This window comes from Paraburkholderia fungorum (assembly GCF_902833645.1).
Classification (GTDB): Bacteria; Pseudomonadota; Gammaproteobacteria; order Burkholderiales; family Burkholderiaceae; genus Paraburkholderia; species Paraburkholderia fungorum.
Window position 1 is genome coordinate 189,966 of sequence record NZ_CADFGE010000003.1, and the last position, 24,088, is coordinate 214,053.

Genomic DNA, 24,088 nt, shown 5'->3' on the forward strand with positions numbered 1-24,088 from the left:
CGTCCTGTGAAGGTCGGATGTTCAGAACGTGCGCCGCATGAAGTAAGTGCAAACCGAGCTGAGCAGACCGACACATACGATGTAGAGCGCGATCCACCACGGCTGCAGGTTGCCGTAGTGCAGAAGCGCCGTTGCGACGAGCGGCGTGATCGAACTGGAGACAATGCCCGAGAGCTGGTACACGATCGAGATGCCGCTATAGCGCACCCGCGTGTCGAACAGTTCGCAAAAGAGCGCGGCCTCGGGTCCGTAGACGAACGCGTAGATCACACCGAGCACGATCACGATGGTCGCGGTTACGGCGGCGAGACTGGTCGAATAATGAAAGACCGCAAAGGCCGGCCACGCGCTCAGGCCGCAGGCCAGCGCGCCCCAGCCGAACACCTTGCGGCGGCCGATCCGGTCCGACAGGCGCGAGGCGATCGGAATCATGAACATCAGCACCAATGCGGCAAGCGTGACGGCCACGAGAATCGCCGACTTCGCATAGTGGTGGATGCCGATCAGATAGCTCAGCGCGAACACCGCGTAGATGTTGAAAATCACCCCGTCGATATAGCGCGCACCCCAGCCCAGCAGTACATTGCCGCGGTAATCGGTGAATACCTCGCGCGCCGGTACTTTCGCGACCGCGTGGGTGTCGCGAATCTTAGTGAATGCGGGCGTCTCGACGATGCGCAAGCGGATAAACATGCCCACGGCGACAAGCAGGATGCTGGCCATGAAGGCGGCCCGCCAGCCCCATTGCAGGAAGGCGTCGGGCGTGAGCCAGGTGGTCAGTGCGGCCACCACGCCGCTGCTCAGACACAGACCGATTGCGAGCCCGATCTGCGGATATGACGCGTACAGGCCGCGCTGTTTACGAGGCGCGTACTCGAAAGCCATCAGCACCGCGCCGCCCCATTCGCCGCCCAGCCCAATGCCCTGCAGCAGCCGCAACAGGAGCAGGCAGGCAGGCGCCCAGACGCCGATCGACGCATAGGTTGGCAGCACACCGATCAGAAACGTAGACACGCCCATGATGGAAAGCGTGAGCACCAGCAATGGCTTGCGTCCGAAGCGATCACCGAAATGGCCGAAGATCACTCCGCCGAGCGGCCGGGTGACAAAGCCGACCGCGTACACCGTATAGGCCAGCATGGTGGAAACGAAAGCGTTTCCGGTCGGGAAGAAAAGCCTGTCGAATACGAGCCCGGTAATCGTGCCGTAGAGGAAAAAGTCGTACCACTCGACAGTCGTGCCGATCAGACTGGCCAAGGCAACCGACTTCACAGACCTGGCGTCGACGCTTACCGCGCCGCCTCCTGCAATTTCCACTGCTTCCATTGCTTGTCTCCTGATAGTTGCCGGGCCCGTGACGTCGCTTGACGTCCGCTGCCTCGGCACATGCCGTTCATGCGGCTTTTGTTGTGCTGCAAAATACGCCGGTGCCAGACCGGATGATGCTTTCCCTCCTCACTCACCGTATGGTGATGCTGCTCCCGTTGACTCGCCGCTGCCAGAACTTCAGGCCGCGGCAGCGATGAAATTGCGTCCGCGTGGGCCGCTCAAGGCGTGCGCGATCATCCGGTCCGATTCCTCGGCGCTCACGCCATAGCTCGAAAACGAGGTACGCACGCCGAGTGCTTCGAGAAAACCGGTCAGGTAATCGCGCGCATCGGTCAGCGGACACGGAAAGACTTTCGCGAGCACGGCATCGCGCGACGCGTTCTTGCCCAGCGCGAGATCCAGCACCATGGGCAGCGTGAATGAACAGGCGATGCCATGGGGCAAGCCGTGATGGATCGTCATCTCATACGAAATGGAATGCGCCAATGCGGTCTTCGTGTTCGAGAACGCGAGCCCGGCTTTGAGCGCGGCGAGCGAAGCGCGCTCGCGTAGCGTCCGGTCCTGCAGATTGGCGACGAGAAGCGGCAGCGTAGCCAGCATGTCGCGCGCGGCGGACACGGCGAATTCGTCGGAAATCGGATTGGCATTGACGTTCCAGATGGCTTCTAGCGCATGCGACAGGGCATCGAGGCCGCTCTGCACCGTGACCGGGTGCGGCAGCGACAGCGTGAGATCCGGATCGACGATCGCGGCTTCCGGCCACGTCTGCGGAAGTTGCAGCGAATACTTGCGTTGCTTGATCGTGCGATCCCAGATCGTCGCCCACGGCGTCACTTCGCTGCCGGTGCCCGCGGTAGTCGGCACCGTGATCAGCGATTTCACGCGCGGCGGCGTGAACGGCTTGCCAGTGTCGAGCAAGGCCAGCAGTTCGTCGAACTCATTGCTTTGCGTTCCGACCATCAGCGTTTTGGCCGTGTCGAGCACGCTGCCGCCGCCGATCGCGACCACCACGGGGCAGTTCTCGTGCGTGCGCCAGAAGGCGCGGTACATGCCGGCGATATGGGTGACGTCCGGGTTCGGTTGCACGTCGTCGATCACCGCGACCACGCTGTCGCCACACAACTCGCGCACACGTTGCACGAGCCCGAGCTGCGCCGCCTCGGCGAAAGTCACGACCACCGCGCGGCGGCCGTTGAGAATGTCGGGCAGCCGCTCGATACAACCGGGGCCGAAATTGACCTCTACTGGATTCCAGAAAACACCGTTCATCGTCTCCCCTCGTTTGGTGGGTATTCGTTACGGATGAATTATGGAAAACATCGATGTATAGTAAAAATACAAATTTTTCGATCGATGTATTGAGCCAACCTATGCGACTTACTCAATTGCGCTCGTTCTACGCCGTCGGCAAGCACGGCAGCGTGACCGGCGCCGCCCGGGCGCTGCACGTCAGCCAGCCCACCGTCACCACCCAGGTGCGGGATCTGGAGGAGAGTTACGGGGTGGAGTTGTTCCACCGCAGCGGCCGGCGGATCATGCTGAGCGCGGCTGGGGAGACCCTGTTCGCGATTGCGCAGCGGATGTTCGGCAACGAACAGGAGGCCATCGACTTTCTGAAGGAATCTGCCGGTCTGAGCACCGGGATCATCCGCGTGGGCGCGGTCGGACCACTCCACGCCATGGAAATCGTCGCGGCGTTCCATCTGCGCTACCCGGGATTACGCGTATCGATCCGGCTCGGCAACTCGGAGGAAACCGTGCGCGGGCTGTTGTCGTATGAAACGGACGTCGCGGTGCTGGCGCAATACGGCGCCAACCCTCTGCTCCATTACGTGCCCTATCGGCAGCACCCGCTGGTCATCATCGTGCCGGCGGCACATCGGCTGGCGCGCCGGCGCAGCATCCGTCTGGAAGAACTGCGCGACGAAGCGATGATCATGCGCGAGCCTGGCTCCACCACCCGCAAAGCGCTCGAAGACGCGCTACGTCAGCACGGCATCGCGCCGAACTTTTCGCTGGAAGTGGGCAGCCGCGAGGCCGTACGCGAAGCGGTCATACTCGGACTCGGCATAGCCGCGGTGTCGGAGCGCGAACACGTCGACGATTCGCGGCTGCGCAAGCTGACGATCCACGGCGAGCAGGTGGTGACCCACGCACATGTCGCCTGCCTCGCCGAGCGCAAAACCGCGCGGCTCGTGCAGGCGTTCCTCGAGGTGGTCAATCAGGTACTGATCGAAAAAGACGCCGAGGGCGCCCTGCGCTAGACGCGATAGCGGCCAATGAAGCGGCCAATGAAACGGCTAGCCTCCGGCCCGCTTCGCGCTGTGGCCGTGCTTCTTCAACGCTTCGACGACCCGGTCGCAATGATCGCCCTGCACTTCGATCACACCGTCCTTGACCGTTCCGCCGGAACCGCAGGCGGTGCGCAACTGCTTGCCTAGCAAAGCGAGAGCCAGAGGGTCCAGCGCCAGCCCTTTAACGATCGTTACGCTCTTGCCGCCGCGGCCCTTGGTCTCGCGACTCACGCGCACTACGCCATCGCCCGCGGCTTGTGCTTTCGCAACCGTTTTGCAGATGCATTCCGCGAGCGCCTGCCTGCATTCGGGACACATCCGGCCGCCGTCGGTGGAATAGACAAGGCCGCCTTTTGAACTGCTCTTCATGATTGGCTTATTGAAAGACACGAAAGGTCAGGAACCGCAACGAGTTTAGCAAATGCGACCGAGCCGCTTCTTGCCAGCTCCGGTATCGAACGCCAAGGAGCACGCGGTCAATTGGCTGATTTGCGCACTTTTGCTATCATGTGCCCTGCATCCAGAGTCGGACCAGTCCGACGCCAACCTGCCTTCCCGGGCAAGGTGGAAGCCTTAAGGGCGATGCGGCCGATTGACGGCAACGAAGCGGGAGCGGCATAGCTTGCACCGGTTCGAACCAACTTACTTTCCGGAGCTTGCATGCGCGAAGATCTCTTCCCACTACCCGCGGTCGACCACGCAGAAAACTGGTCGCGACATCTGCCGGGTTTCCAGCTCACCCACGTTATCCATCTCGTCTCCATTGCAAGCATGGACGTGGTGTCGCGAGTCGCCGCACATCTGAAAGACCAGCAGGTTTGCGTCAGCAGTTTCGTCGTGCTGCGAAGCGGCAATATCCTGGATCAGAAGATCGTTTTAGACGGTATCGGCGAGCGGCAGACGCAATTGCTGCGCGAGAAGCTGCTGGCTCTCGACGGTGTATTGCGGATTCGCCTGGAACACCTGTTTGTTCGGCCGGATCCCGGCAAGGCGGTAAAAAACGATCGGCAGTCCGATCGAGCCACGCGCGAACTAGCGTGTCCATGCTAGACGAAAATCAGCAACGAGCGCCGCATTGAACAACGACCCGCTGCATACTGCCCGCTTGTCAGTTCCGTCGCCGGGCCGCTTGTTGTTGCCGGAGCCGCCGACGCTTGCTGCCGGCATCGTGCACAGTACGTTCAGCGTTCAAGGCGACGCCAGTCAAAGTTTTCTGGCCTGGCAGGAGCGGATGAGTCCTGTCTACGACATCCGGCCTTCCACGAGGCACGCTGAGGATACGTTCGCGGCCTCGCTGTCTCGCTACACGATCGACAATCTGAGCTTCTTCGACTTCCGCACCGGGCCGAACGTGGCTGTGCGTTCGCTGGGCCGGGTGTCGACCGAAAGCATTCGCGACATCAGCTTCAGCGTGTTTCTTGAAGGTCTGCCGGGGCAGTTCCTCGGCGGTAAGCCGCGCCGCGACGCGCCGCACATAGCGCACGCGCCACAAGTGCCCAGTATCCTCGCACTGGACATGGATCAGCCGTGCACCATCCAGAGTTTTCACGGCCGGCTACTGCTCCTTTTCGTGCCGCGCGCCCTGGTGGAAAGATCGTTTCCGGATGCCGCCTCGCTGCACGGCCGCTCGATTCACGCCACCACACCGCTGACACGCATGCTGATCGACCATCTGGTGGCGCTGAAGCGACAAATCGTCGGACTGAGCAAGGAGGCAGCGCATCAGTCCTTCGTCACTGCGATAGAACTGCTCGCCGCAGCGTTCGGCCGTGAAGCGGGTCTTTCCGGTAATGGCCGCGCCGCCGTGCGTGCGGCTGTTTATGGACAGGTTCGACGGTATGTCGAAGCCAATCTGCACGATCCGGCGCTGTCACCCGACAGCGTGTTGGCGTCGCTGCATTTATCGCGCGCCAGCGTGTATCGCCTCTTTGAACACGAAGGCGGCCTCGCCGCTTATATCCGCCGCCGCAGGCTGCGCATGGCGGCCGATGAACTGGTGCGCTTTCCGCATCTGGAAGTCCAGGACATTGCCGCGGGGCTGGGTTTCAACGATGCGTCGAGTTTCACGCGTGCATTCCGGCGCGCGTTCGACATCGCGCCAAGTGAATTGCACGCGTACGCGCCCTTGCTCCAGCGCGGGCAAACAACGCAGGAGCGTTTCAGATAGATGTGCACCGGCGGATGGTGCATGCCTGATCGGATCGCGGTTGATCCTGCTCTTGTGCATCATGCGTTGAGCGCCGCGATAGCGGATAGCAGCAGCGCAGAACGTACAGCCCGGTACGGCGTGGTAAGGCTCGGCCGGCCGTGATTCAGACCGGCCTCGCCAGGCCTCACGTTCGCTCCCATCAACTAGGCTTGACCCTCTGTGCTGCCGGCGTTTTTCCTCGCCTCGGTGCGCGCTTCGATTGCGTGCACGACGGCCGCCATATCGGCCTGACCGTGACCCAGCTCGACGGTCTCGGTATAGAGGTCAAAGCAGACATCCAGTAGCGGCGACGCGAGATTCGCATTGCGCGCCGCTTCGGCCGCGAGCCGGTTGTTCTTCAGCACGTCGAGGATCGACGCCTGCACCGTGAAATCCTCGTTCACGAGCTTGTCGACCTTCACCCGCGAAACGTTGCTCGCCATCGGACCCGCGTCGAGCACGGCCTGGAATTGCTTCATATCGAGTCCATAGCGCCGCGCCAGATGCGACGCCTCGGCAATCGCGGTCACCATCGGAATCAGAAACGTGTTGACCGACAGCTTCATCAGAAGTCCGGTCGGCACCGCCCCACAGACCACGGTTTCATGGCACATCGGCTTGAGGAGCGGACGCACTTCTTCCACGGCTGCGGGCTCGCCCGCCAGCATCGCCACCAGTTGCCCCGCTTCGGCCGGCTTGCGCGAACCCGAAACAGGTGCTTCGACATAGCGCCCTCCCGCCGCACGGATGTCGGCTTCGAGTCCACGCGAATAGTCGGCCGAGGTCGTTCCCATGTGCACGATCGTGTGCCGCGCGACGTTCGCCGCGAAGTCCGCGGTATGGCGGCCGAGCACCGCGTCGAGCGCCGTATCCGTCGCCATCATCAGGATCACGATGCGGGCTTGCCGGAACACGTCGCCGGCACTCTCCGCAACCTGCGCGCCCGCGTCGCGCAACGCAGTGCAACGTTCCGGCGTGCGGTTCCACACGATCAGTCCGATACCCGCGCGGGCGAGGTTGAGCGCCATGGGTTGTTCCATCACGCCAAGGCCGATGAATCCTGTTTTCATGCGTGTCTCCGTTTCTTATCCATGGCTTGTGGCCACGGTTGGGTGGATCGGTGCGCCCGCGGATGCAGCGCGCAGGCACGACAGCAGGGTGGCCGCTTTAGCGACCTACCTTGTGGCGCGCTCTCCGGACGGTGTCGACCGAGCCGGGCGACGCTCAGTCTATCTAAATCGTCATCATCATGACTGCCGTCGGGGCATTCGATCTGGTTACGTTCTGCGAAACGACAACGGGCGCGAACCGGCCCGGCTAGCTCGAACCCGCTCGCCGCCTCACCCTTGCCGGGCTTCGCGCAGCGCGTCCTGCATCACCACGCCGGCTGCCTCGATATGCGCTTTCGTCAGGCGCTTCGCGGTGCGCCGGTCGTGGGCAAGCACGGCATCGAGGATCGCATGATGCTCCGCAAGCGAGATGCGCTGGTAGCGTTCCAGTTGCCAGACGAGCCGCAGATACCGGTCGGTCTTCCTCCAGATTGCTTCCAGCGTCTCCAGCAGATGCCGTTTGCCGCACGGCTGATAGATAGCCCGATGAAATGCCCAGTTGTCGATCGACCAGTGCTCGACCTCGTGCGCATTCTCGTCGTGCTCGAGGATCGCACGGACCGCGGCTTCGTCGTCCGCGCCGAATGCGTCGATAGCGGAGTCGAGTGCCAGCAGCTCGAGCGCGATCCGCATTTCCGTCAACTCGACCGCTTCGAGCCTAGTCATCGCGGAGACGAACGCGCCCCGGTTCGGCACGATCGTGACAAACCCGCTGGCCTGCAACTGCACGAATGCCTCCCGCACCGGAATGTGGCTGGTGCCGAATTCCTTCGCAATCAGATCCTGCCGCAACTGCGTCCCCGGCACCAGGGTGCCGTCCGTGATGCGCTCGCGCAGGCGATCGGCGAGCGAAGTCAAAGAGAGCTTGCCATCTGCAGATTTTTTCACTTTAATATATTAAAACCATATTGGAGGTCCACGTGACGGTATCTCGCCTAAGAAATATCCCTGGTATTGGAGTCGACCGGATCGGCGACGCCGCGGATTGCCTGCGCGACCCGGACATTCTACGGCTTGAAAATCTCGATACCGACCTGCGGCCGCCGGCGCAGGCGCTGGCCAGTACCCACGAGGCCATCGACGACGACGCGGCCAACAGCTACCTGCCCTTTACCGGCCAGGCTGCGTTGCGCGCGGCGGCGGCCGACCGGGTCGGCCGCGCTGCGGGCGTCGCATATGACGCGGCGAGTGAATGCATCGTCTCCGCCGGCGGTCTGGCGGGGATTTTCAATGTGCTGCTGTCGATCCTCGAACCGGGCGACGAGGTCGTGCTGACGGATCCCACCTACGCCGGCCTGATCAACCGGGTGCATCTGGCCGCGGGCGTGCCGAGATTCGCGCGGCTGCAACCCGGCGCCGACGGCTGGCGGCTCGACCTCGACAGTCTTGCCGCGGCGATCGGGCCGCGCACGAAAGCGCTGCTGATCATGTCGCCTTCGATGCCGGGCGGCTACGTCGCATCGCGGGATGAATGGCTCGCGATAGCGGCACATTGCGAGCGCCATGGCATCTGGCTGGTTTATGACGCAGCGATGGAACGCATCCTGTTCGACGGGCGCGAGGTCATTCATCCCGCCGGTTTGCCCGGCATGCGTGAACGCACCATCACTATCGGCGCGGTTTCGAAGGAGTACCGGATGATCGGCTGGCGCGTCGGCTGGATCGTCGGACCCGCGTCGATCATGAACGACGTACGTCTCGTGAGCCTCTCGAACGTGGTGTGCCAGGTTGGAATCGCGATGCCCGGCGCCACCGCCGCGCTGACGGCAACCGACGACGGCGTGGCCGCAGCGGTCGCGGAATGGGAGCGCCGTCGCGACTTCCTGATGAGCGCGCTTGCTGACCTGCCGGTGATCCGTCCGCATGGCGGCTGGTCGATGCTCATCGACACCCGCAAGCTGGGTCTGGAGCCGGCCGATGCATCGAAGCTGCTGCTCGAACGCGGCAAGGTCGCCGCTACCCCGATGACGAATTGGGGACCCGCAGCGGACCGCTATCTGCGTTTTGTTTTCTCCAACGAATCCGTTGCGCGCCTGCATGACGTTCGCGAGCGCGTACGCCGGTCGTGGCAGACATGAGGCGGTCGGATAAAGCCGAATAGCGCGGCGCGCGCGCGTCAGTCACCCATTAATCTGCATTCCACATCATTCGCATAATGGAAGTCTCGCCGCACGGAGCCGTTCATTGATACGGCCCAGGCAGCCCGGCCGCGGCCGCCTGCTCCTCGCGCGCATACTGCGTGGGCGGACGACCGACGTGCCGCGTGAAGGCAACGCTGAAGGTACTGGCGGAGCTGTAGCCGACGCGTTGCGCAATCTCGGCGACCCGGCCTTCGTTACGGCGCAGCAGGTTCTTCGCGAGCGCCATGCGCCACGCGAGCAGGTACTCCATCGGCGCGACGCCCACCGCGCGGCTGAAGCGTTCGAAAAAGGTCGAGCGGGAAAGCGCGGCCTCCTTCGCGAGTTCAGCCACCGTCCATGGGTGCGTCGGGCGTTCGTGCATTCCGCGGATCGCGACCGCGAGACGGCTGTCGGATAGCCCCCGGACCAGACCCGGCGACGCATCCGTTCCCGCCATCGACCGCAGCGCCTCGATGAGCAGCACTTCCAGCAGCCGTGACAACACGACCTCGCGCGCCGGCCGCTGTTCCCGTGATTCCTCCCGTACGAGCTCCACAAGCGTGGCGAGCCGCTGTTCGCCGCGAACGTGCACGAGTCGCGGCAGCAACGAGACCAGCAGGTATGCATCCGGCGAGCCAAAGCTGCAGTGACCCGCCAACATGCGCGCGTCGATCGGGCTGTCCGGGGCGCCAATTCTGAATTCGCCGTTGCCCAGCGCGACGGGCAACGCTGTCTCGATCCCCGGCGGTGGCGGCTCGAGGCTCGACATCGAGACGCCGTAGGCCGCCGGAATCAGGACGAAATCACCCGAGAGGAGTTCGATCGGCTCGTGCCCGTCAATCGCGATGCGGCAGCCGCCCTCGAGAATCGCGCAATAAAGCGGCTGGCCGGCATCCGAGCGGCTGATGCGCCACGGGCTAGCGCCGAGAACGAGTTTGGAGAACCGGGCACCCGGCTGCAGCAGCATCACGACTTCGGCCAACGGATCGATCATCGCCGGACTCCTGCAAATGAAATTCGGATTTTTTATTGTAGCAAGTACGGAAGCGGCGCTCTATCGTATGGGCACATCCCCACCACCCTGGCAATCCTTTTGCCGGTAACCGGAGTTCCCATGAAAACCGTACTGATCACCGGCTGCTCTTCCGGATTCGGCCTCGAGACCGCCCGCTTCTTCCTCGCTCGCGACTGGCAGGTTGTGGCCACGATGCGCACGCCGCGCACCGATCTGCTGCCACGCTCCGAGCGCCTGCGCGTGCTGGCGCTCGACGTCACTAATCCGCAAAGCATTCGCGCGGCCGTCGAGGCCGCGGGCTCCATCGACGTCCTCGTCAACAACGCGGGCTTCGGTGCGGCGGCCCCGGCCGAACTGGTCCCGCTCGCGACGGTGCGCGAACTCTTCGAGACCAATACCTTCGGCACGATCGCCGTGACGCAAGCCGTCTTGCCGCAGTTCCGGCAGCGCAAGGCCGGCGTCATCGTCAACGTAACGTCGAGTGTGACGCTCAAGGCGCTGCCGCTGCTCGCCGCGTACCGCGCGAGCAAGGTGGCCGTGAACGCGTTCACCGAATCGATGGCGCTGGAACTCGCACCGTTCGGCGTACGGACGCACCTGGTGCTGCCGGGCCGCGCGCCCGACACCCGTTTTGGCGAAAACGCGCGCGCCCATATCCACGGCTTCGATCACGAAGCGTATGCCAGCCTTGCCCAGGACGTTGTTGCGAGGATGGGCGATACCTCTGCCCCGATCACGCATGCACAGGACGTCGCCGAAGCCGTGTGGCGCGCGGCGACCGACCCGTCGTCGCCGCTGCGCATTCCCGCCGGTGCCGACGCCGAGGCATGGGCAGCCGAGGTTCGCTGACCGAGCCGTGCCATTGCCCTGAACTGAAATCGGCAATGGCTTCCGCGCGCGATAGCGCAATACCGCAAGCAATACCGCAGGGAATACCACAAGGAGATTGTCATGCAGGACAAACCCGTCGCCCTGGTCACCGGCGCCAATCAAGGAATCGGTCTTCAGATTGCCAAGGATCTCGCGGCACACGGCTTCACTGTACTGGTCGGCTCGCGCAATCTCGAACGCGGCGAGGCTGCGGCTCAGGAGGTTGGACCGAACGCCCACGCACTTCAACTCGACGTGACGGATCAGGCCTCGATCACAGCCGCGGCCGGACGCGTGAGCAAGGAGTTTGGCCGCCTCGACGTGCTCATCCAGAATGCGGCCATTTCGAATACGGGCAAACTGCCCGGCCAGTCCGTCGAAGACTATGTCAAGAAGACGCGCCCGAGCAACGTGTCGCTCGATGAAATGCGCGCCGTATGGGACACCAATGTGTTCGGCGTTCTTGCCGTCTATCAGGCAATGCTGCCGGTCTTGCGCGCGACGCCCGGCGCGCGCATCGTCAACGTGTCGAGTGGCGTCGGCTCGCTAACGGCGAACTCGGACCCGGCCTTCGCCTATCGCGCGATCTTCGGCCCCGTCTATCCGGCCTCCAAGACGGCTCTTAACGCTTTGACCGTGGCCATGGCGATTGAACTCGAGCCGGAGGGCATCAAGGTCAATGCTGTTTCCCCCGGCTTCACCCGGACGAACCTCAATGGATATGCCGGCACGGAGCCCGTCGAGGCAGGCGCTCGCGAAGCGGTGCGCGTCGCGCTGCTCGGCCCGGACGGCCCCACCGGGACCTTTACGCGCTGGGAGAACGAAACAATCCCGTGGTGAGGCAGCCTGCAATGCAGGTTCCGTGGCAACGGCCGGCAAGAAGCCTGCGATTCGTGGATCGCGGGGGTTTGCGCCGGCACTGACAGTGACGTCATCCCCCTCGTTGCCTACCTGCGCTGCATAGTCTGGGCGACAGTGGGCACGGGGGAGCGGCGATTCAACGAGCAGTTGGCCGCCAGACAGCAGGCCCCGATCAATAAGGCAACCAGCACCGCAATCACGAGTTGATAGGTCAGGATGGTTGTGAGCGCATGGGTATGGGCAAGCCATCCCAGCCAGCCGAGTGGACCGAGTGCTGCGCCCAATGCAGCTACCCCGAGCAGGCCGAGGATGACTCTCATGGCAATGTCCTCTTCAGGATTTCGAACGGATACCGCACAGCGGATTATCTGCCAGAAGATCATCGCAAACAGCGAAATGCAGCAAGCATGCAGCCATCCAGAACCGGCCTTGCAAACTGGAAAACCCATGAGGCTCCACGCCACTCGTTGACGCTTGCCCGCTTACCGTCGGTTAGCCGATTCGGCGATTACATGCACGGCAGGCCCCGGCAACTTTCTCGATGCGAGCGAACAGACGGACACACTGCAGCGGATTTCTCTAGAGTTGACGAATCGTCGGTCAATCCTGACTTACGACGCCGCGCTGGCCGTTCAGCGTTAGCTCAACCTAAGGAAAAACAAATGCGTACGTCTCTTCATAAGGAAATCTCGCCCCGTTTCAATGAACCGGCCGACCTGAAGCCGGCCGCCAACAGTGCGCCCTTGACGCTCAAACACATCATTCAGCCCGAAGAGATACGGGACAATCTGCCCGCCGGTCAAGGCGGCGTCGGATTTCTGTTTCACGCGACGGACTGGGATACGCTTTCATTTTCTTTCCATAATGTGAAACCCCGCCAGGCGTCGTTCGAAGAGGAACTTTGGAATGCGAAGCCTTTTATTGCATCGCCTATCTATTCGGGCTCACAGCTCATAGGGGCCAATATTGCATGTCCGGTTCCTCTCGAGTTGTGGCTTGGGAGCCCACGCGGTATCAAGCGATTTCGGGAGACGCAATTTTTTCCTGCGCTGGAACTGGCAAGACAAGCGGGCTTGAACATGGTGGCGATGGGCGCCTCCACGCCCTATGCCTGCAACTACGGCGCACTCCCCCGCCATACAAAGCCGCCTCATATCACCACCGGACATGCCGCCACCGCAGCGATGCTGAAAGACTGGGCCGTCCACTGCTGCAATGAACTTGCGCTCGAATTCGGCAAGACGAAGCTCGCGCTATTCGGTGCTGCCGGACGGCTCGGCATTACCGCGGCTAAATACCTGCTCTATAAAGATGCGCCGAAGGAGCTTGTTCTGATCGATTTGCCGGACAAGGTCAACCTGCTGACGGAACAGGCCAAGGAGCTGATGGCCGCGGATCTGTCGGGACGGGTGCGGGTTTCGGTGCACACATTCAGTCAGGACACTCCGTTGCCACAGTTCGATGGTGCAATTCTCGTCAGCAGCACCAGCGTGCCCTACCTTACGGCTTCCGACCTCAAGCGGGCGCAGTTCTGGATTGACGACTCACACCCCCGGGCGGCAAGCACCGAGGCTGAACTCGCATCACGCGCCCACACGTTATATATTGAGTGCTTCGCCCGTGGCCCGGCCGGACTCAACACCCTGTTTCCGTTCAGACTGCCGTCCACCCGCGATTGCTATACCTGTTTTGCCGAAGGCTACGCGGCCTGGCAGGAAGGCATCGCTTCCGATTTCATCATCGGCAGTCCTCCTGTGTGGTCTGTTTCATATACTCACGGTCTTCTGAAGAAGTACGGGTTTTCGGTCGGACCTTTTCACGGTAAAGACGGTTCGACGATCGCCCTGAATAGCCAACTTCGTGGCAAACATGAGTTGATAGGGTCGTGAACGTGATTGGAGGCCAGATGGTGATGCCGCGCGAGAGTATGCGGGATTTGCTGGAACGAAGCCGGCTTGCAATTCGATGGGGAGGCATACTCGGCCTCCTGTGCCACCCCATTTACTACGTCGTCTGGACCTATGTCCTGCCGCAGCCGTACGACAACCTCGGGCTTCGGCTGAGTGCGGCGGCCGTCTGCATTCCGTTGATCTTTCAGGCGCGTTGGCCCAAGCGCTTTAACAACGCCCTGCTGATCTACTGGCATTGCTGTCTGATTTACGTATTGCCGTTTGTTTGTACATTCCTCGCGATCAGAAACTCATTCTCCACCATGTGGATGATGACCGAGGTCATGATGCTTTTCATCATGGCGCTGTGTATCGACAATCCGCTTTTACTGATGGCCTGCATCAGCGTCGGTATTTTTTCCGGTGCGCTGGCGGCGGTAGCCACCTCGCCGGCTCCGATCGTGCTGAGCGCGGCCAACCAGTCGGATCTCGCCGTGCTACCCGTCGTCGTTTTGTGCAGCATGGCGTTCAGCTATGCAATCAGCAAAGGGCGCATCTTTGTCGAACGAAACCGGGCTTTGCAGGCCCTCGCGGGCTCGATCGCCCATGAAATGCGTAATCCACTCAGCCAGTTGAAACACGTTCTGGATCGCGTGGAAGAGGCGCTGCCCGCCACGACGGAATCCGACCGGTCGCCGGCGCTGCCGCACGACCAGGCGGCCGTGCTTTATCGTCATGTGGCTCACGGCCAGTTGTCGATTGAGCGAGGCCTGCGCATTATCGCAATGACACTGGACGAAGTCAGCGCAAAACCCATTCGCTCGGATTACCGCGCCTATCTGAGCGCGGCGAATACCACACGTAAAGCGCTGGACGAATATGGCTTCAGCGATGAAAAGGAGCGCAGCAAGGTCAGGCTCGCGGTGCTGGAAGATTTCACTTTCAAGGTCGACGAAACCGTCTATCTTTTCACCCTGTTCAATCTGATCAAGAACGCGCTTCATCACATTGCCACGCATCCTTCGGCAACGCTCACACTCACGATCGACCGGCAGTGCGTGATCGTTCACGACACCGGCCCGGGGATTTCGCCCGACATCCTGCCGCATCTGTTCGAGCCCTTCCGCACGGCGGGAAATTCGGCTGGCACAGGATTGGGACTGGCCTACTGCCAGCGCGCGATGCGCGCTTTTGGCGGCACGATCAGTTGCCGCTCGGAAGTCGGCAAATTTACGCAATTCACGCTGCAGTTTCCGGCCGTTCAGGAGAGCGAGGTTGCGGAGCACGAGCGCCGGATCTTTGAACGCGCCGCGCCATTTTTCGGCGGCAAACGCATTCTCATCGTCGACGACGATGCCGCTCAACGGGCGAGAATCCGTCGCGCGCTATCGAAGGTGGGCGCGGACGTGAGCGAGGCCGCAAACGGCGAGACGGCGCTGGCCATGCTTCGGCAGGCAACGCCGTGGGATCTCGTGCTGATGGACATCAACATGCCGGGGCTGGACGGCTACACGACCAGCGAAAAAATCCGCGCGGGCCATCGAGATCCTAACTGGAACGTTCTGATCGTGGCCTACACGGTAGAGCCGAGCAATGTGGCACGCGTCCTCGCGCGGCGAGCCGGCATGGACGAACTCATCAGCAAATCCTGCAGCGTGGTGGAATTGATCAATACGCTGCAGACGCTCTTCGAGAACGGCAGCCGGCATCATCTGAAAGAGCGATTCGACGGCTTCGACGGCAAGACGATCCTGGTGGCGGACGACGACACCTACAGCAGGCTGGTTGCCAAAGGCTATCTGGAGCGATGCGGCGCAAGCGTCGTCGAGGCCGAACATGGGCAGGCGGTACTCGCCGGCCTGGCGGAGAACGACGCCATCGATGCCATCGTGATGGATCTGAATATGCCTGGCATGGGCGGTCTGGAAGTCACGGCGTTGATTCGTAATCGTGCCGACTCATATGCCAACGTCCCCATCATCGCCTTGACCAGTCAATCCGATATGGACGCCGTACAGGCCTGCCTCGCTGCAGGAATGAACGAGGTCATGATCAAGCCGGTGCAGGTCAGTTCCCTGTATGCGTCGCTTACCAGACAGTTCGCCCAGCAACGTGCGTTGAACGCTTCAGCGAAGGCGGATCTATCGCAAACATCGGCTGGCCCGATCAGAAAACCTGCGACGATCGCGGAAGACAGTCTGCTTGACGAGAAACATCTCGAAGAACTGGTAACGCTTGATTTGCTGGATCAGTCGTTCCTCAATGGCATTGAACAGATTCGCTTGCTCGTGGCGCGACTCCCCGCCAGTGTGGCCGCGCGTGATCTCGAATCGACACACGATGCATTGCACCGCCTTCTTGGCATCAGCGGCAATATCGGGGCAAAGGCGCTGTATCAGTTCACGAGGCAGATTTATCCCCGGGTGGTAGGAGGCGAATGGCCTTCAGAACCTGATTGGCTTGAATGGATTTGCATGTTGGGTGAACGCACGGCTGACGCGCTGCAGACGTATTTCGTTTCGGCGAACGCACGTCGCGATCATCGGGACGTGCTGAGCGGTGGATAGCGGCCGAGTGTAGCCGTCGGGTGGCTCCCCGGCATCTGCGATGCGCGTTCAACTTCTGGAACGAGGAAAACTCATCGTTATCGTCGTGCCCGCACCCAAGGCGGATTCGATCCCGAGGCGTCCGCCTGACGATTGCATGATACGGTTGCAAAAAATCATGCCCATGCCGTGCCCGCCAGACCCCGCGTAGGTCGTGACGGGGTCCTGCAACAGACGCGCCTTGATCTCCGGCGCAATCCCCGGACCGTTGTCGCGAATGCGGATCTCCGGTTCGGGCGCATCCACGACCTCGAAGCGCAACGAAGGCGCGCCTGCACCGTCGAGTGCACGCAACGCGTTGGAGAGCAGTGAAGAGAGTACGAGTGCGACGCAATTGGGCATTGCGTGCACGACGAAATCCCCTTGTACGTCGACCTGTATCCAGTCTCTCTGCGAGGCCGTAAACGGATAGGTATCGAGCAAGCTTGCGATCAACTGCGTCGCCTTGACCTTGCGCGCTCCGGCGCCCGACGCGAACGGCTGGCCTCCGTTCTGGTGTACGGCCGCCCAGAAAGAGGAGATCAGCGTCAGGCAGTATTGCGCGTTGTTCTGCATCGACGTTGCCGCCTCGCCGATCGCCCTTTGACGCTCCGGATCGTATTGCTCGGCAACATCGGTTTCGACGGCACGCGCAAAAAGCGAGATCGCCGCCAATGGCGTATTCAGTTCATGGGCGAGAAAAGCGAGCGTCTCATCCATTGCCGACAGGCGCTGCTGGCGCGTTTCCCGCTCCGTGTAGCGCGCGGTGGCCTGCCGCAGGACCTCGCGCAGCGTTTCGACCCGCAGCGGCTTTTCGAGAATGCGGAATACGTCACCGGTATTGACCGTCTGCAACAGCATGTCCTTGTCCGCATAGGCGGTCACAAGGATCCGCACGATTTGCGGATGTTCCTGCGCTACCTGACGCAGCAGATCGTCTCCCTGTCGCCCCGGCATGCGGAAATCGGTTACCAGTACGGCGATCTCCGCGGCGTGCTCACTCAGTACTGCCATCGCCTCGTCTGCGCCGCGAGCGATACGCACGTGGTAGTCCTCACGGATCGCGCGGGCGAAGTGGTTGCGCGACATCTCGTCGTCATCGACGAACAGGATGGAAAACGGCGCTTGCATGGTGTCACTCATCGAACTCCCGGCAGATCGAATTTGAACAGAGCCCGCTTCGCGGGTAATAAAACAATCGGATCGGATGCGCCGGATTGGGCACCCAGGCGTAGATCCGCCCTCGAAGGCTAAAGCCAGCGGCTATCGTAAGCGATTTTCAGAAGCGGGCAAGGCATGCAAGACGCACGGCAGTGCTTGAGCCCGCACGATTGGTCAATATCACTGATCTATCTGGCCGGCCGCGATGCCTCCAATCGGTCTGCGGCCAGGTGGATCGACGGTCAACGCTCCAGCGCACGCGCAAGAGCGACCATCCCCGACTCGATTGCTTTACTGTCGACAGACGCGAAGCCCAATACCAGCCCCGGCGGCGCCGGACGGTCGATCGCATACAGCGACAGCGGGCGCGTCTCGAGGCCCGCACGCGCCGCCCGGCGCGCCATGTCGGCGTCGTCGGTGCCGGGTTGAAAAAACGCCGGCGCATCGAGTCCGGCGACGATTCGCGGGACATGCAGGAGTCCGCAAAGATGCCGGTCGGCGGCCATCTTCAGTGCTTCGGCACGCTCGCCGTACAGCATGCGCATGCGCCGGATATGCCGGCCAAAATGGCCTTCCGCGATGAATTCGTGCAGTACCGACTGCTGATCCAGTGGCACATGCCGCGCCGTCAACGACAAGGCGGCCACGAACGGATCGACCAGACGGTCGGGCAAGATCGCATACGCGGTCCGCAGCGCGGGAAACAGCAATTTGCTGAAGGTGCCGCAGTAGATCACGTGTCCATCGTCGTCGAGACTCTTCATTGCGGCCAGGGGATTGCCCTCGAAGCGGTATTCGCTGTCGTAGTCGTCCTCGATGATCACGGCGCCTCGCTCCCGCGCCCATTCGAGCAGCGACAACCGCCGTTCGAGCGCGAGCGACGGCCCCAACGGCGCCTGCCGCCCGGCCGTGACATAGGCCAGACGTGCGTCGGGGGCGTGCTGCCGCGCCCAGTCCACATTGATACCGCCGGCGTCGACAGGTACGCCGACAACCCGTGCACCGGCTGCTTCGAGCACGAAACGCGCGCCCTGATAGCCCGGATCTTCAATCCACGCGCTGTCGCCAGGATCGAGCAGTAAACGCGCGCCCAGATCGATGGCCTGCTGGACACTGCCTAGCATCACGACATTTGCGGCGCTACACCTGATACCGCGCGATATCCCCAAGTAGCCGGCAATCGCCTCGCGCAGCGGCCGGTATCCTTGTGCTTCACCGTCGCCCAGCAGATCTCGCCGGCTGCGGCGTACGCGTCTTGCCGCGAGCCGTGCCCACAGTTCGAACGGGAACGCGTCGAGATCAGGTTGACTGGCACGAAAAGCCCGGGCGGCGCCGGGGCGCCCGCCCACGTCAAAGGCGCTTCGCGCGAGCAGACGGCCACGGACCGAGAGCGCGACGGCACGCGCTTGAGCACCGCCGTCGGTATCGCGATGGTGGTTGCGAGCGACCGACCGTCCGTCGCGCTTCCTGTTCGACAAGCGATCGCCGCTATCGGCATGCCGCCCGGACAGTTCGGGGAGTTCCGGCGCGACGAAACTGCCTCGTCCTACGGCGCCCGTCAGATAGCCTTCGGCGGCGAGTTGCGAAAACACGCCCAGTACCGTTCCGCGCGACAAACCGGATCGGGCGGCAAGATCGCGCGATGAGGGCAAGCGCGCGCCCGGCGCCAGACGGCCCGCCAGGATCGCCGCGCGCAGCTCGTCATATAGCCAGCGTTGCAGCGGCATGCCGTCCGGCCGCGGCGCCAGTGCAAGTTCAATCTGTTCAGCTCGGCGCATCGTCACTCGTTCAGATTGGCTCAGTCAATTTCGCAATAATGGATCTTTTTTGTGACCATTAAAAGCCCTATCGTCATCTCCATCGAAGGCGCCATACCGTGGCAGAGATTCAACATCGCAGACGGGAGAAGATAAATGACACACAAGGTTTTTGTAGCCGGCGCAAGCGGCGCAATCGGCACCGCGCTTGTGCCGCTCCTGGTCGCCGCCGGCTATGCGGTGTTCGGCAGCACCCGGCGCGTGGAGCGGGCGAAAAAACTCGAGGACGCGGGCGTCACGCCGGTGGTTGTCGATGTATTCGACGCGGCCGCGTTACGCAACGCGCTGCTTCACATCGCGCCGCACACCGTGATTCATCAATTGACCGACCTGCCGGCGGGACTCGACCCGGCCCGGATGGCTGAGGCGGTGACAGCCAACGCGAGGATACGTGACGAGGGGACGCGCAACCTGGTCGCCGCCGCAGTTTCGGCCGGCAGCAGCCGCATGATTGCGCAAAGCATTGCGTGGGCATATCGGCCCGGCGCGAAGCCCTACGACGAAAGCTGCCCGCTCGATATTGACGCGCAAGGTACGCGCGGCACCAGTGTGCGGGGTGTTGCCGCGCTCGAGCAACACGTGCTCGAAGCGAGGCCGCTGGCCGGCACAGTACTGAGGTATGGGCAGATTTACGGGCCTGGCACCGGAGCCGATGCTGCGGCCGGTTCGAGCCCGTTGCACGTTGAAGCCGCGGCGTATGCGGCGTTGCTTGCCCTTCGACGCGGCAACGCAGGCGTATACAACATCGCGGAGGATAACGCCGAAGTCAGCAGCGCAAAGGCGAAGCGTGAATTAGGGTGGTCGCCGGACTGGCGATCAGTGCCGCACTAATGACCCCGAGCATTTTGCCGGACCTGTCGGGCAGGCGCGCGATGCTTGCCGCGATCGTGGCGTCCGCGCTGATGGCGGGCCCGGCAGCGCCCCGATCAGCGATCGACTGGATTGCGAATCTTTGCGCGGGCGACGCGGCACCGTTGCTGTCTGACGCGTCGCAAGATGCCCGCGCCACGCGCCGCCCGGCTTCGACGGTCAAGGTTCTGTCGTGCGAGGCACTGCCTGACGCACCGGGCAAGTCGATAACGACGGCCATCGTCGACTTTCCGCCGCTCGGCTTTACGCCGGCGCACCGTCACCCGGGTTCGGTGACGGCCGTCGTACTGGAGGGGACGATCCGCTCGCAGTTGGAGGGCGGCGCGCCCCTCGACTACGTGAGCGGACAAACGTGGTTCGAACCGCCGCGCGCGCTCCATCTGTTCGCCGAGAATCCCGATCCGACCCACCCGGCGAGACTGCTCGCGACTTTCGTCACCGATACCGGTTGCGGGCCGCTGGTGTTACCGCCGAACCCGTGAGCCAGTCGCCGTCGATCACGCCGGGTTGACGAGTCCTAAGCTCGTGTTTGAGCGTACGTCTCCTTGCATACCTGACGCAACGCTTCGACGAACAGATTCTGCGCCGCGGAGTGTGGGCCCTCTGAACGGGTGAACAGCGCGATGGGCGGAAGCGTCCATTCGAACGAGTAAGGCACGATTGCTACACCCGCAAAACGAACCAGTTCTTCGGCAATATCCGAAGGCACGATCGACACCGCCTCTTCGCTCGAGGCAATCATTTCGCCAATGAGTTTGGACGAGTAACTCTCCACGACAGGCACCGGAGGTGCGGTGCCCGCCGCGAGAAACAGGTCGGCGACCTGCTCTCTCATCGGTGTATGAGGGGCGCCGAGAATCCAGTCCAGCGTCAGCAGCCGGCTCCAGTCGAGCTTCGTGCGCGCGAGTTTGGCCGCGAGACGCCGGTTCGCGATCAGACGGGGTTGCTGCCGGAACAGGACTTCAAAGCTCGCCTGTTTCAGGTCGACGGATGCCGCCGCCCGTCCGATCACAATGTCTACCGTATGGTCCTGCAACTGCAGTAAAAGCTGATCGCTGGTGCCTTCGTGGATGGTCACGGTCAAGCGCCGCTCCATGCCGGATTGCAGCCGCTTGAGCGCGGCCGACAGCATCTGGCCGGAAATAAATGGAATTACGCCGATGTGCAGGTGCGCCGCATGCCCCGACGCAACGGCCTTCATGTCGCGGGCCAGATGATCGAGATCGTTGATCATCGCCCGGGCCCGTTCGAGCACAACCGAACCGAGCGCGGTGGGCAGCATGCCGCGCGACGAGCGCTCGAAAAGCGGCGTGCCGAACATGTTTTCCAGTTCGGCCAGGGCGTTGGTTACGGCGGGCTGACTGCTGGCCATATGTTCCGCGACGCGCGTCAGCGAGCCGTGCTGCTGGATTTGCAGCAACAGCACGAGATGTCGCATCTTCAGACGCGCGCTCAGCCGCCTGACTATGTCGTTCGACTCAAATGTCATTGAGGGTCAAGACACCCATCACGAAAAAATGATGGGTCGATATTAAAACAAAATCATCTGCTTATGGCAGATCTCTAGAATCGCCTCAACGGATCGCGCCGGGACACGCCCGGCGCCCTCACCCAGGCGAGAACACCATGAAGCAGACAGAGACCGACCAGCAAGCCGCGTTCGACTACCACGAGTTTCCGACCCCCGGAAAGATCTCCGTCGTGGCAAGCAAACCGCTCGTGACCCAGCGCGATCTGGCGCTTGCCTACACGCCTGGCGTGGCCAGCGTCTGCGAAGCCATTGCGGCGGACCCGCTACAGGCACATCGCTTCACGAGCCGCGGCAACCTCGTCGGCGTGATTACCAATGGCAGCGCGGTGCTGGGCCTTGGGAACATCGGCGCCCTGGCTTCGAAGCCCGTGATGGAAGGCAAAGGCGTACTGTTCAAGAAGTTCGCCGGCATCGACGTGTTCGACATCGAGATCAACGAGACCGATCCGGACAAGCTGGTCGATATCATCGCCGGGCTGGAACCCACCTTCGGCGGCATCAATCTCGAAGACATCAAGGCGCCGGAGTGCTTCATCGTCGAGCGCAAGCTGCGCGAACGCATGAAGATTCCCGTCTTCCACGACGATCAGCACGGCACCGCCATCACGGTATCCGCCGCGTTTATCAACGGTCTGAAGGTGGTGGGCAAGGCCATTTCGGAGGTCAAGGTGGTGACTTCCGGCGCCGGCGCGGCGGCACTAGCGTGTCTGGACCTGCTGGTCGACCTGGGCCTGCCGGTCGAAAACATCTGGGCAACCGATATTGAAGGTGTCGTCTATCGGGGACGTACCGCGCTGATGGACCCGGACAAGATGCGTTTCGCACAGGAAACCAGCGCGCGCACGCTGGCCGAAGTGATCGAGGGAGCGGATGTTTTCCTCGGGCTCTCGGTGGGCGGCATTCTGAGCGCGGAAATGCTGAAGACGATGGGTCCGCGCCCGCTTATTCTCGCGCTGGCCAATCCAACGCCGGAAATCTTTCCTGAGCTTGCCCATGCAACGCGCGACGATGTCGTCATCGCCACCGGCCGCTCGGATTATCCGAACCAGGTCAACAACGTCCTGTGTTTTCCCTACATCTTTCGCGGCGCGCTGGACGTCGGCGCGACCACCATCACGCGCGAAATGGAAATTGCGGCGGTGCATGCCATCGCCGGTCTCGCGCAAGAAGAACAGAACGAAGTTGTCGCCGCCGCGTACGGCGCCTATGACGTGGCATTCGGTCCGCAGTATCTGATTCCCAAGCCGTTCGATCCACGCCTGATCGTGCGGATTGCACCGGCGGTCGCGAAAGCGGCGATGGAAGGCGGAGTGGCGACACGTCCGCTACCGGACCTCACAGCCTATGTCGAGCAGTTGCAGCAATTCGTCTACCACTCCGGCGCCTTCATGAAGCCGCTGTTCTCGACCGCGAGACGCCTCGTGCGCGAGGGTGGCAACGCGCGCATCGTCTTCACGGAGGGCGAAGACGAGCGCGTGCTGCGCGCCGTCCAGGTCATCGTCGACGAGAAGCTGGCGCGGCCGATTCTGGTGGGGCGTCCGGAAGTGCTGCTGGCACGCATCGAGCGATTCGGCTTGCGCCTGCGACTCGGGCAGGACGTCGAGGTGACCAACCCCGAATACGACGAACGTTTCCCCCAGTACTGGACAACGTACTGGGAATTGATGTGCCGCGACGGCATCACCAAGGAGATGGCGCGTGTCGAGATGCGGCGCCGCCTGACCTTGATCGGCGCGATGATGGTGCGGCTCGGCGACGCCGACGGCATGATCTGCGGCACGGTCGGCGCGTATCACGATCACCTGCGCTTTGTCGACCAGGTGATCGGCAAGAAGCGCGGCGCGCACACGTACGCGGCCATGAATATTCTGCTGCTGGATCAGCGTACGGTAGCGCTGGTGGACACCCACATCAACGACGATCCGAACGCCGAGCAGATTGCCGAATTTACGATTAGCGCGGCCAAACAGATGGAATGGCTGAACCTCACGCCCAAGGCGGCGTTGCTGTCGCGCTCGAACTTCGGTGCGGGCGGCGCGGCCTCGGGCGTGAAAATGCGCCGGGCGCTGGAGATCGTAAGGGAGCAGGCTCCGGAGCTCGAAGTCGACGGCGAGATGCACGGCGACTGTGCGCTCGACGAAGTACTGCGCTCGCGGATTCTGCCGACCTCGCCGCTCAAAGGCGCCGCCAATCTGCTGGTCTGCCCCAACGTGGATGCGGGCAACATTGCCTACAACCTGCTCAAGACCGGCGCGGGCAGCAACGTGGCAGTCGGCCCGTTTCTACTGGGCGTCAACGCCCCGGTGAACATTCTGACGTCCAGCTCCACGGTCCGAAGAATCGTCAATATGACGGCGTTGACCGTGATCGAGGCGAATCGCGCCCAGTAGCAGTCTTCCAATCGACGCTATAGGGATTGAATTGCATTCGTGCCGGGCTGGCAGCGCTT

The 24,088-nt window shown here is 62.4% G+C and carries 21 protein-coding genes and 1 riboswitch; of the genes, 11 read left to right on the forward strand and 10 right to left on the reverse strand.

The window, feature by feature from the left end; translation table 11 throughout:
- Positions 1 to 21 precede the first annotated feature (21 nt).
- Together HWX91_RS11990 and psrA are read right to left on the reverse strand one after the other, a co-directional pair.
- Positions 22 to 1,326, reverse strand: a complete 1,305-nt coding sequence (locus HWX91_RS11990) for an MFS transporter (RefSeq protein ID WP_042273588.1) — start codon at positions 1,324 to 1,326, stop codon at positions 22 to 24.
- A gap of 180 nt (positions 1,327 to 1,506) precedes the next feature.
- A complete protein-coding gene (gene psrA / locus HWX91_RS11995; RefSeq protein WP_028193967.1) occupies positions 1,507 to 2,598 on the reverse strand; it encodes an iron-containing alcohol dehydrogenase PsrA in 1,092 nt (363 codons plus the stop codon).
- Positions 2,599 to 2,714: 116 nt separating this feature from the next.
- Here psrA and HWX91_RS12000 point away from each other — a divergent pair, with 116 nt between their 5' ends.
- Entirely contained in the window at positions 2,715 to 3,593 is an 879-nt protein-coding gene (locus HWX91_RS12000) for a LysR substrate-binding domain-containing protein (protein ID WP_244144052.1), read from the forward strand.
- Positions 3,594 to 3,629: 36 nt separating this feature from the next.
- Here HWX91_RS12000 and HWX91_RS12005 read toward each other — a convergent pair whose 3' ends face one another.
- Complete coding sequence (locus HWX91_RS12005) at positions 3,630 to 3,992, reverse strand: translation initiation factor Sui1 (protein WP_028193968.1); 363 nt, start codon at positions 3,990 to 3,992, stop codon at positions 3,630 to 3,632.
- Positions 3,993 to 4,134: 142 nt separating this feature from the next.
- Positions 4,135 to 4,239: riboswitch (SAM-I-IV-variant riboswitch) on the forward strand.
- A gap of 44 nt (positions 4,240 to 4,283) precedes the next feature.
- On the opposite strand from HWX91_RS12005, the gene HWX91_RS12010 reads away from it, so the two are divergent.
- Together HWX91_RS12010 and HWX91_RS12015 are read left to right on the forward strand one after the other, a co-directional pair.
- Positions 4,284 to 4,673, forward strand: coding sequence for a hypothetical protein (locus HWX91_RS12010; RefSeq protein ID WP_052660597.1), 390 nt, complete (start codon positions 4,284 to 4,286; stop codon positions 4,671 to 4,673).
- Positions 4,674 to 4,698: 25 nt separating this feature from the next.
- Positions 4,699 to 5,790 (forward strand): helix-turn-helix domain-containing protein, encoded by a 1,092-nt coding sequence (locus tag HWX91_RS12015; protein WP_028193969.1) that lies wholly within the window; start codon positions 4,699 to 4,701, stop codon positions 5,788 to 5,790.
- Between the two features lie 185 nt (positions 5,791 to 5,975).
- Here the strand turns inward: HWX91_RS12015 and HWX91_RS12020 are convergent, their stop codons facing one another.
- Positions 5,976 to 6,881 (reverse strand): NAD(P)-dependent oxidoreductase, encoded by a 906-nt coding sequence (locus HWX91_RS12020; RefSeq protein ID WP_028193970.1) that lies wholly within the window; start codon positions 6,879 to 6,881, stop codon positions 5,976 to 5,978.
- A 270-nt stretch (positions 6,882 to 7,151) separates the two neighbouring features.
- Complete coding sequence (locus tag HWX91_RS12025; protein ID WP_081832890.1) at positions 7,152 to 7,808, reverse strand: GntR family transcriptional regulator; 657 nt, start codon at positions 7,806 to 7,808, stop codon at positions 7,152 to 7,154.
- Between the two features lie 32 nt (positions 7,809 to 7,840).
- On the opposite strand from HWX91_RS12025, the gene HWX91_RS12030 reads away from it, so the two are divergent.
- A complete protein-coding gene (locus tag HWX91_RS12030) occupies positions 7,841 to 8,998 on the forward strand; it encodes a pyridoxal phosphate-dependent aminotransferase (RefSeq protein WP_028193971.1) in 1,158 nt (385 codons plus the stop codon).
- A 103-nt stretch (positions 8,999 to 9,101) separates the two neighbouring features.
- On the opposite strand, the gene HWX91_RS12035 is transcribed toward HWX91_RS12030, so the two are convergent.
- Positions 9,102 to 10,034, reverse strand: coding sequence for an AraC family transcriptional regulator (locus tag HWX91_RS12035; RefSeq protein WP_028193972.1), 933 nt, complete (start codon positions 10,032 to 10,034; stop codon positions 9,102 to 9,104).
- Positions 10,035 to 10,154: 120 nt separating this feature from the next.
- On the opposite strand from HWX91_RS12035, the gene HWX91_RS12040 reads away from it, so the two are divergent.
- Both HWX91_RS12040 and HWX91_RS12045 read left to right on the forward strand, forming a co-directional pair.
- Positions 10,155 to 10,904 carry an SDR family oxidoreductase gene (locus tag HWX91_RS12040; RefSeq protein WP_028193973.1) on the forward strand — a complete coding sequence of 250 codons (750 nt, stop codon included), beginning with the start codon at positions 10,155 to 10,157 and terminating at the stop codon, positions 10,902 to 10,904.
- Between the two features lie 102 nt (positions 10,905 to 11,006).
- Entirely contained in the window at positions 11,007 to 11,765 is a 759-nt protein-coding gene (locus HWX91_RS12045; RefSeq protein ID WP_028193974.1) for an SDR family oxidoreductase, read from the forward strand.
- 107 nt (positions 11,766 to 11,872) lie between these two features.
- Here the strand turns inward: HWX91_RS12045 and HWX91_RS12050 are convergent, their stop codons facing one another.
- A complete protein-coding gene (locus HWX91_RS12050; RefSeq protein ID WP_028193975.1) occupies positions 11,873 to 12,235 on the reverse strand; it encodes a hypothetical protein in 363 nt (120 codons plus the stop codon).
- A gap of 213 nt (positions 12,236 to 12,448) precedes the next feature.
- Here HWX91_RS12050 and HWX91_RS12055 point away from each other — a divergent pair, with 213 nt between their 5' ends.
- Both HWX91_RS12055 and HWX91_RS12060 read left to right on the forward strand, forming a co-directional pair.
- Positions 12,449 to 13,675, forward strand: a complete 1,227-nt coding sequence (locus HWX91_RS12055) for a hypothetical protein (protein ID WP_028193976.1) — start codon at positions 12,449 to 12,451, stop codon at positions 13,673 to 13,675.
- Positions 13,676 to 13,692: 17 nt separating this feature from the next.
- On the forward strand, positions 13,693 to 16,242 hold the full coding sequence (locus tag HWX91_RS12060) for an ATP-binding response regulator (protein ID WP_028193977.1): 2,550 nt from the start codon (positions 13,693 to 13,695) through the stop codon (positions 16,240 to 16,242).
- A gap of 48 nt (positions 16,243 to 16,290) precedes the next feature.
- On the opposite strand, the gene HWX91_RS12065 is transcribed toward HWX91_RS12060, so the two are convergent.
- Complete coding sequence (locus HWX91_RS12065; RefSeq protein ID WP_028193978.1) at positions 16,291 to 17,403, reverse strand: hybrid sensor histidine kinase/response regulator; 1,113 nt, start codon at positions 17,401 to 17,403, stop codon at positions 16,291 to 16,293.
- A 260-nt stretch (positions 17,404 to 17,663) separates the two neighbouring features.
- A complete protein-coding gene (pdxR, locus tag HWX91_RS12070) occupies positions 17,664 to 19,199 on the reverse strand; it encodes a MocR-like pyridoxine biosynthesis transcription factor PdxR (RefSeq protein WP_028193979.1) in 1,536 nt (511 codons plus the stop codon).
- 135 nt (positions 19,200 to 19,334) lie between these two features.
- Between pdxR and HWX91_RS12075 the strand changes: the two genes are divergently transcribed.
- Both HWX91_RS12075 and HWX91_RS12080 read left to right on the forward strand, forming a co-directional pair.
- The gene (locus tag HWX91_RS12075) at positions 19,335 to 20,069 is read left to right on the forward strand and encodes an NAD-dependent epimerase/dehydratase family protein (RefSeq protein ID WP_028193980.1); all 735 of its coding nucleotides are present in this window, start codon (positions 19,335 to 19,337) and stop codon (positions 20,067 to 20,069) included.
- Positions 20,069 to 20,590, forward strand: a complete 522-nt coding sequence (locus tag HWX91_RS12080; RefSeq protein ID WP_028193981.1) for a cupin domain-containing protein — start codon at positions 20,069 to 20,071, stop codon at positions 20,588 to 20,590. Before HWX91_RS12075 ends, HWX91_RS12080 begins: the two co-directional genes overlap by 1 nt.
- 35 nt (positions 20,591 to 20,625) lie before the next feature.
- Here HWX91_RS12080 and HWX91_RS12085 read toward each other — a convergent pair whose 3' ends face one another.
- Positions 20,626 to 21,597: a LysR family transcriptional regulator gene (locus HWX91_RS12085; protein WP_028193982.1), complete on the reverse strand. Its 972-nt coding sequence runs from the start codon at positions 21,595 to 21,597 to the stop codon at positions 20,626 to 20,628.
- A 137-nt stretch (positions 21,598 to 21,734) separates the two neighbouring features.
- Here HWX91_RS12085 and HWX91_RS12090 point away from each other — a divergent pair, with 137 nt between their 5' ends.
- On the forward strand, positions 21,735 to 24,029 hold the full coding sequence (locus tag HWX91_RS12090; protein ID WP_028193983.1) for an NADP-dependent malic enzyme: 2,295 nt from the start codon (positions 21,735 to 21,737) through the stop codon (positions 24,027 to 24,029).
- Positions 24,030 to 24,088 lie beyond the last annotated feature (59 nt).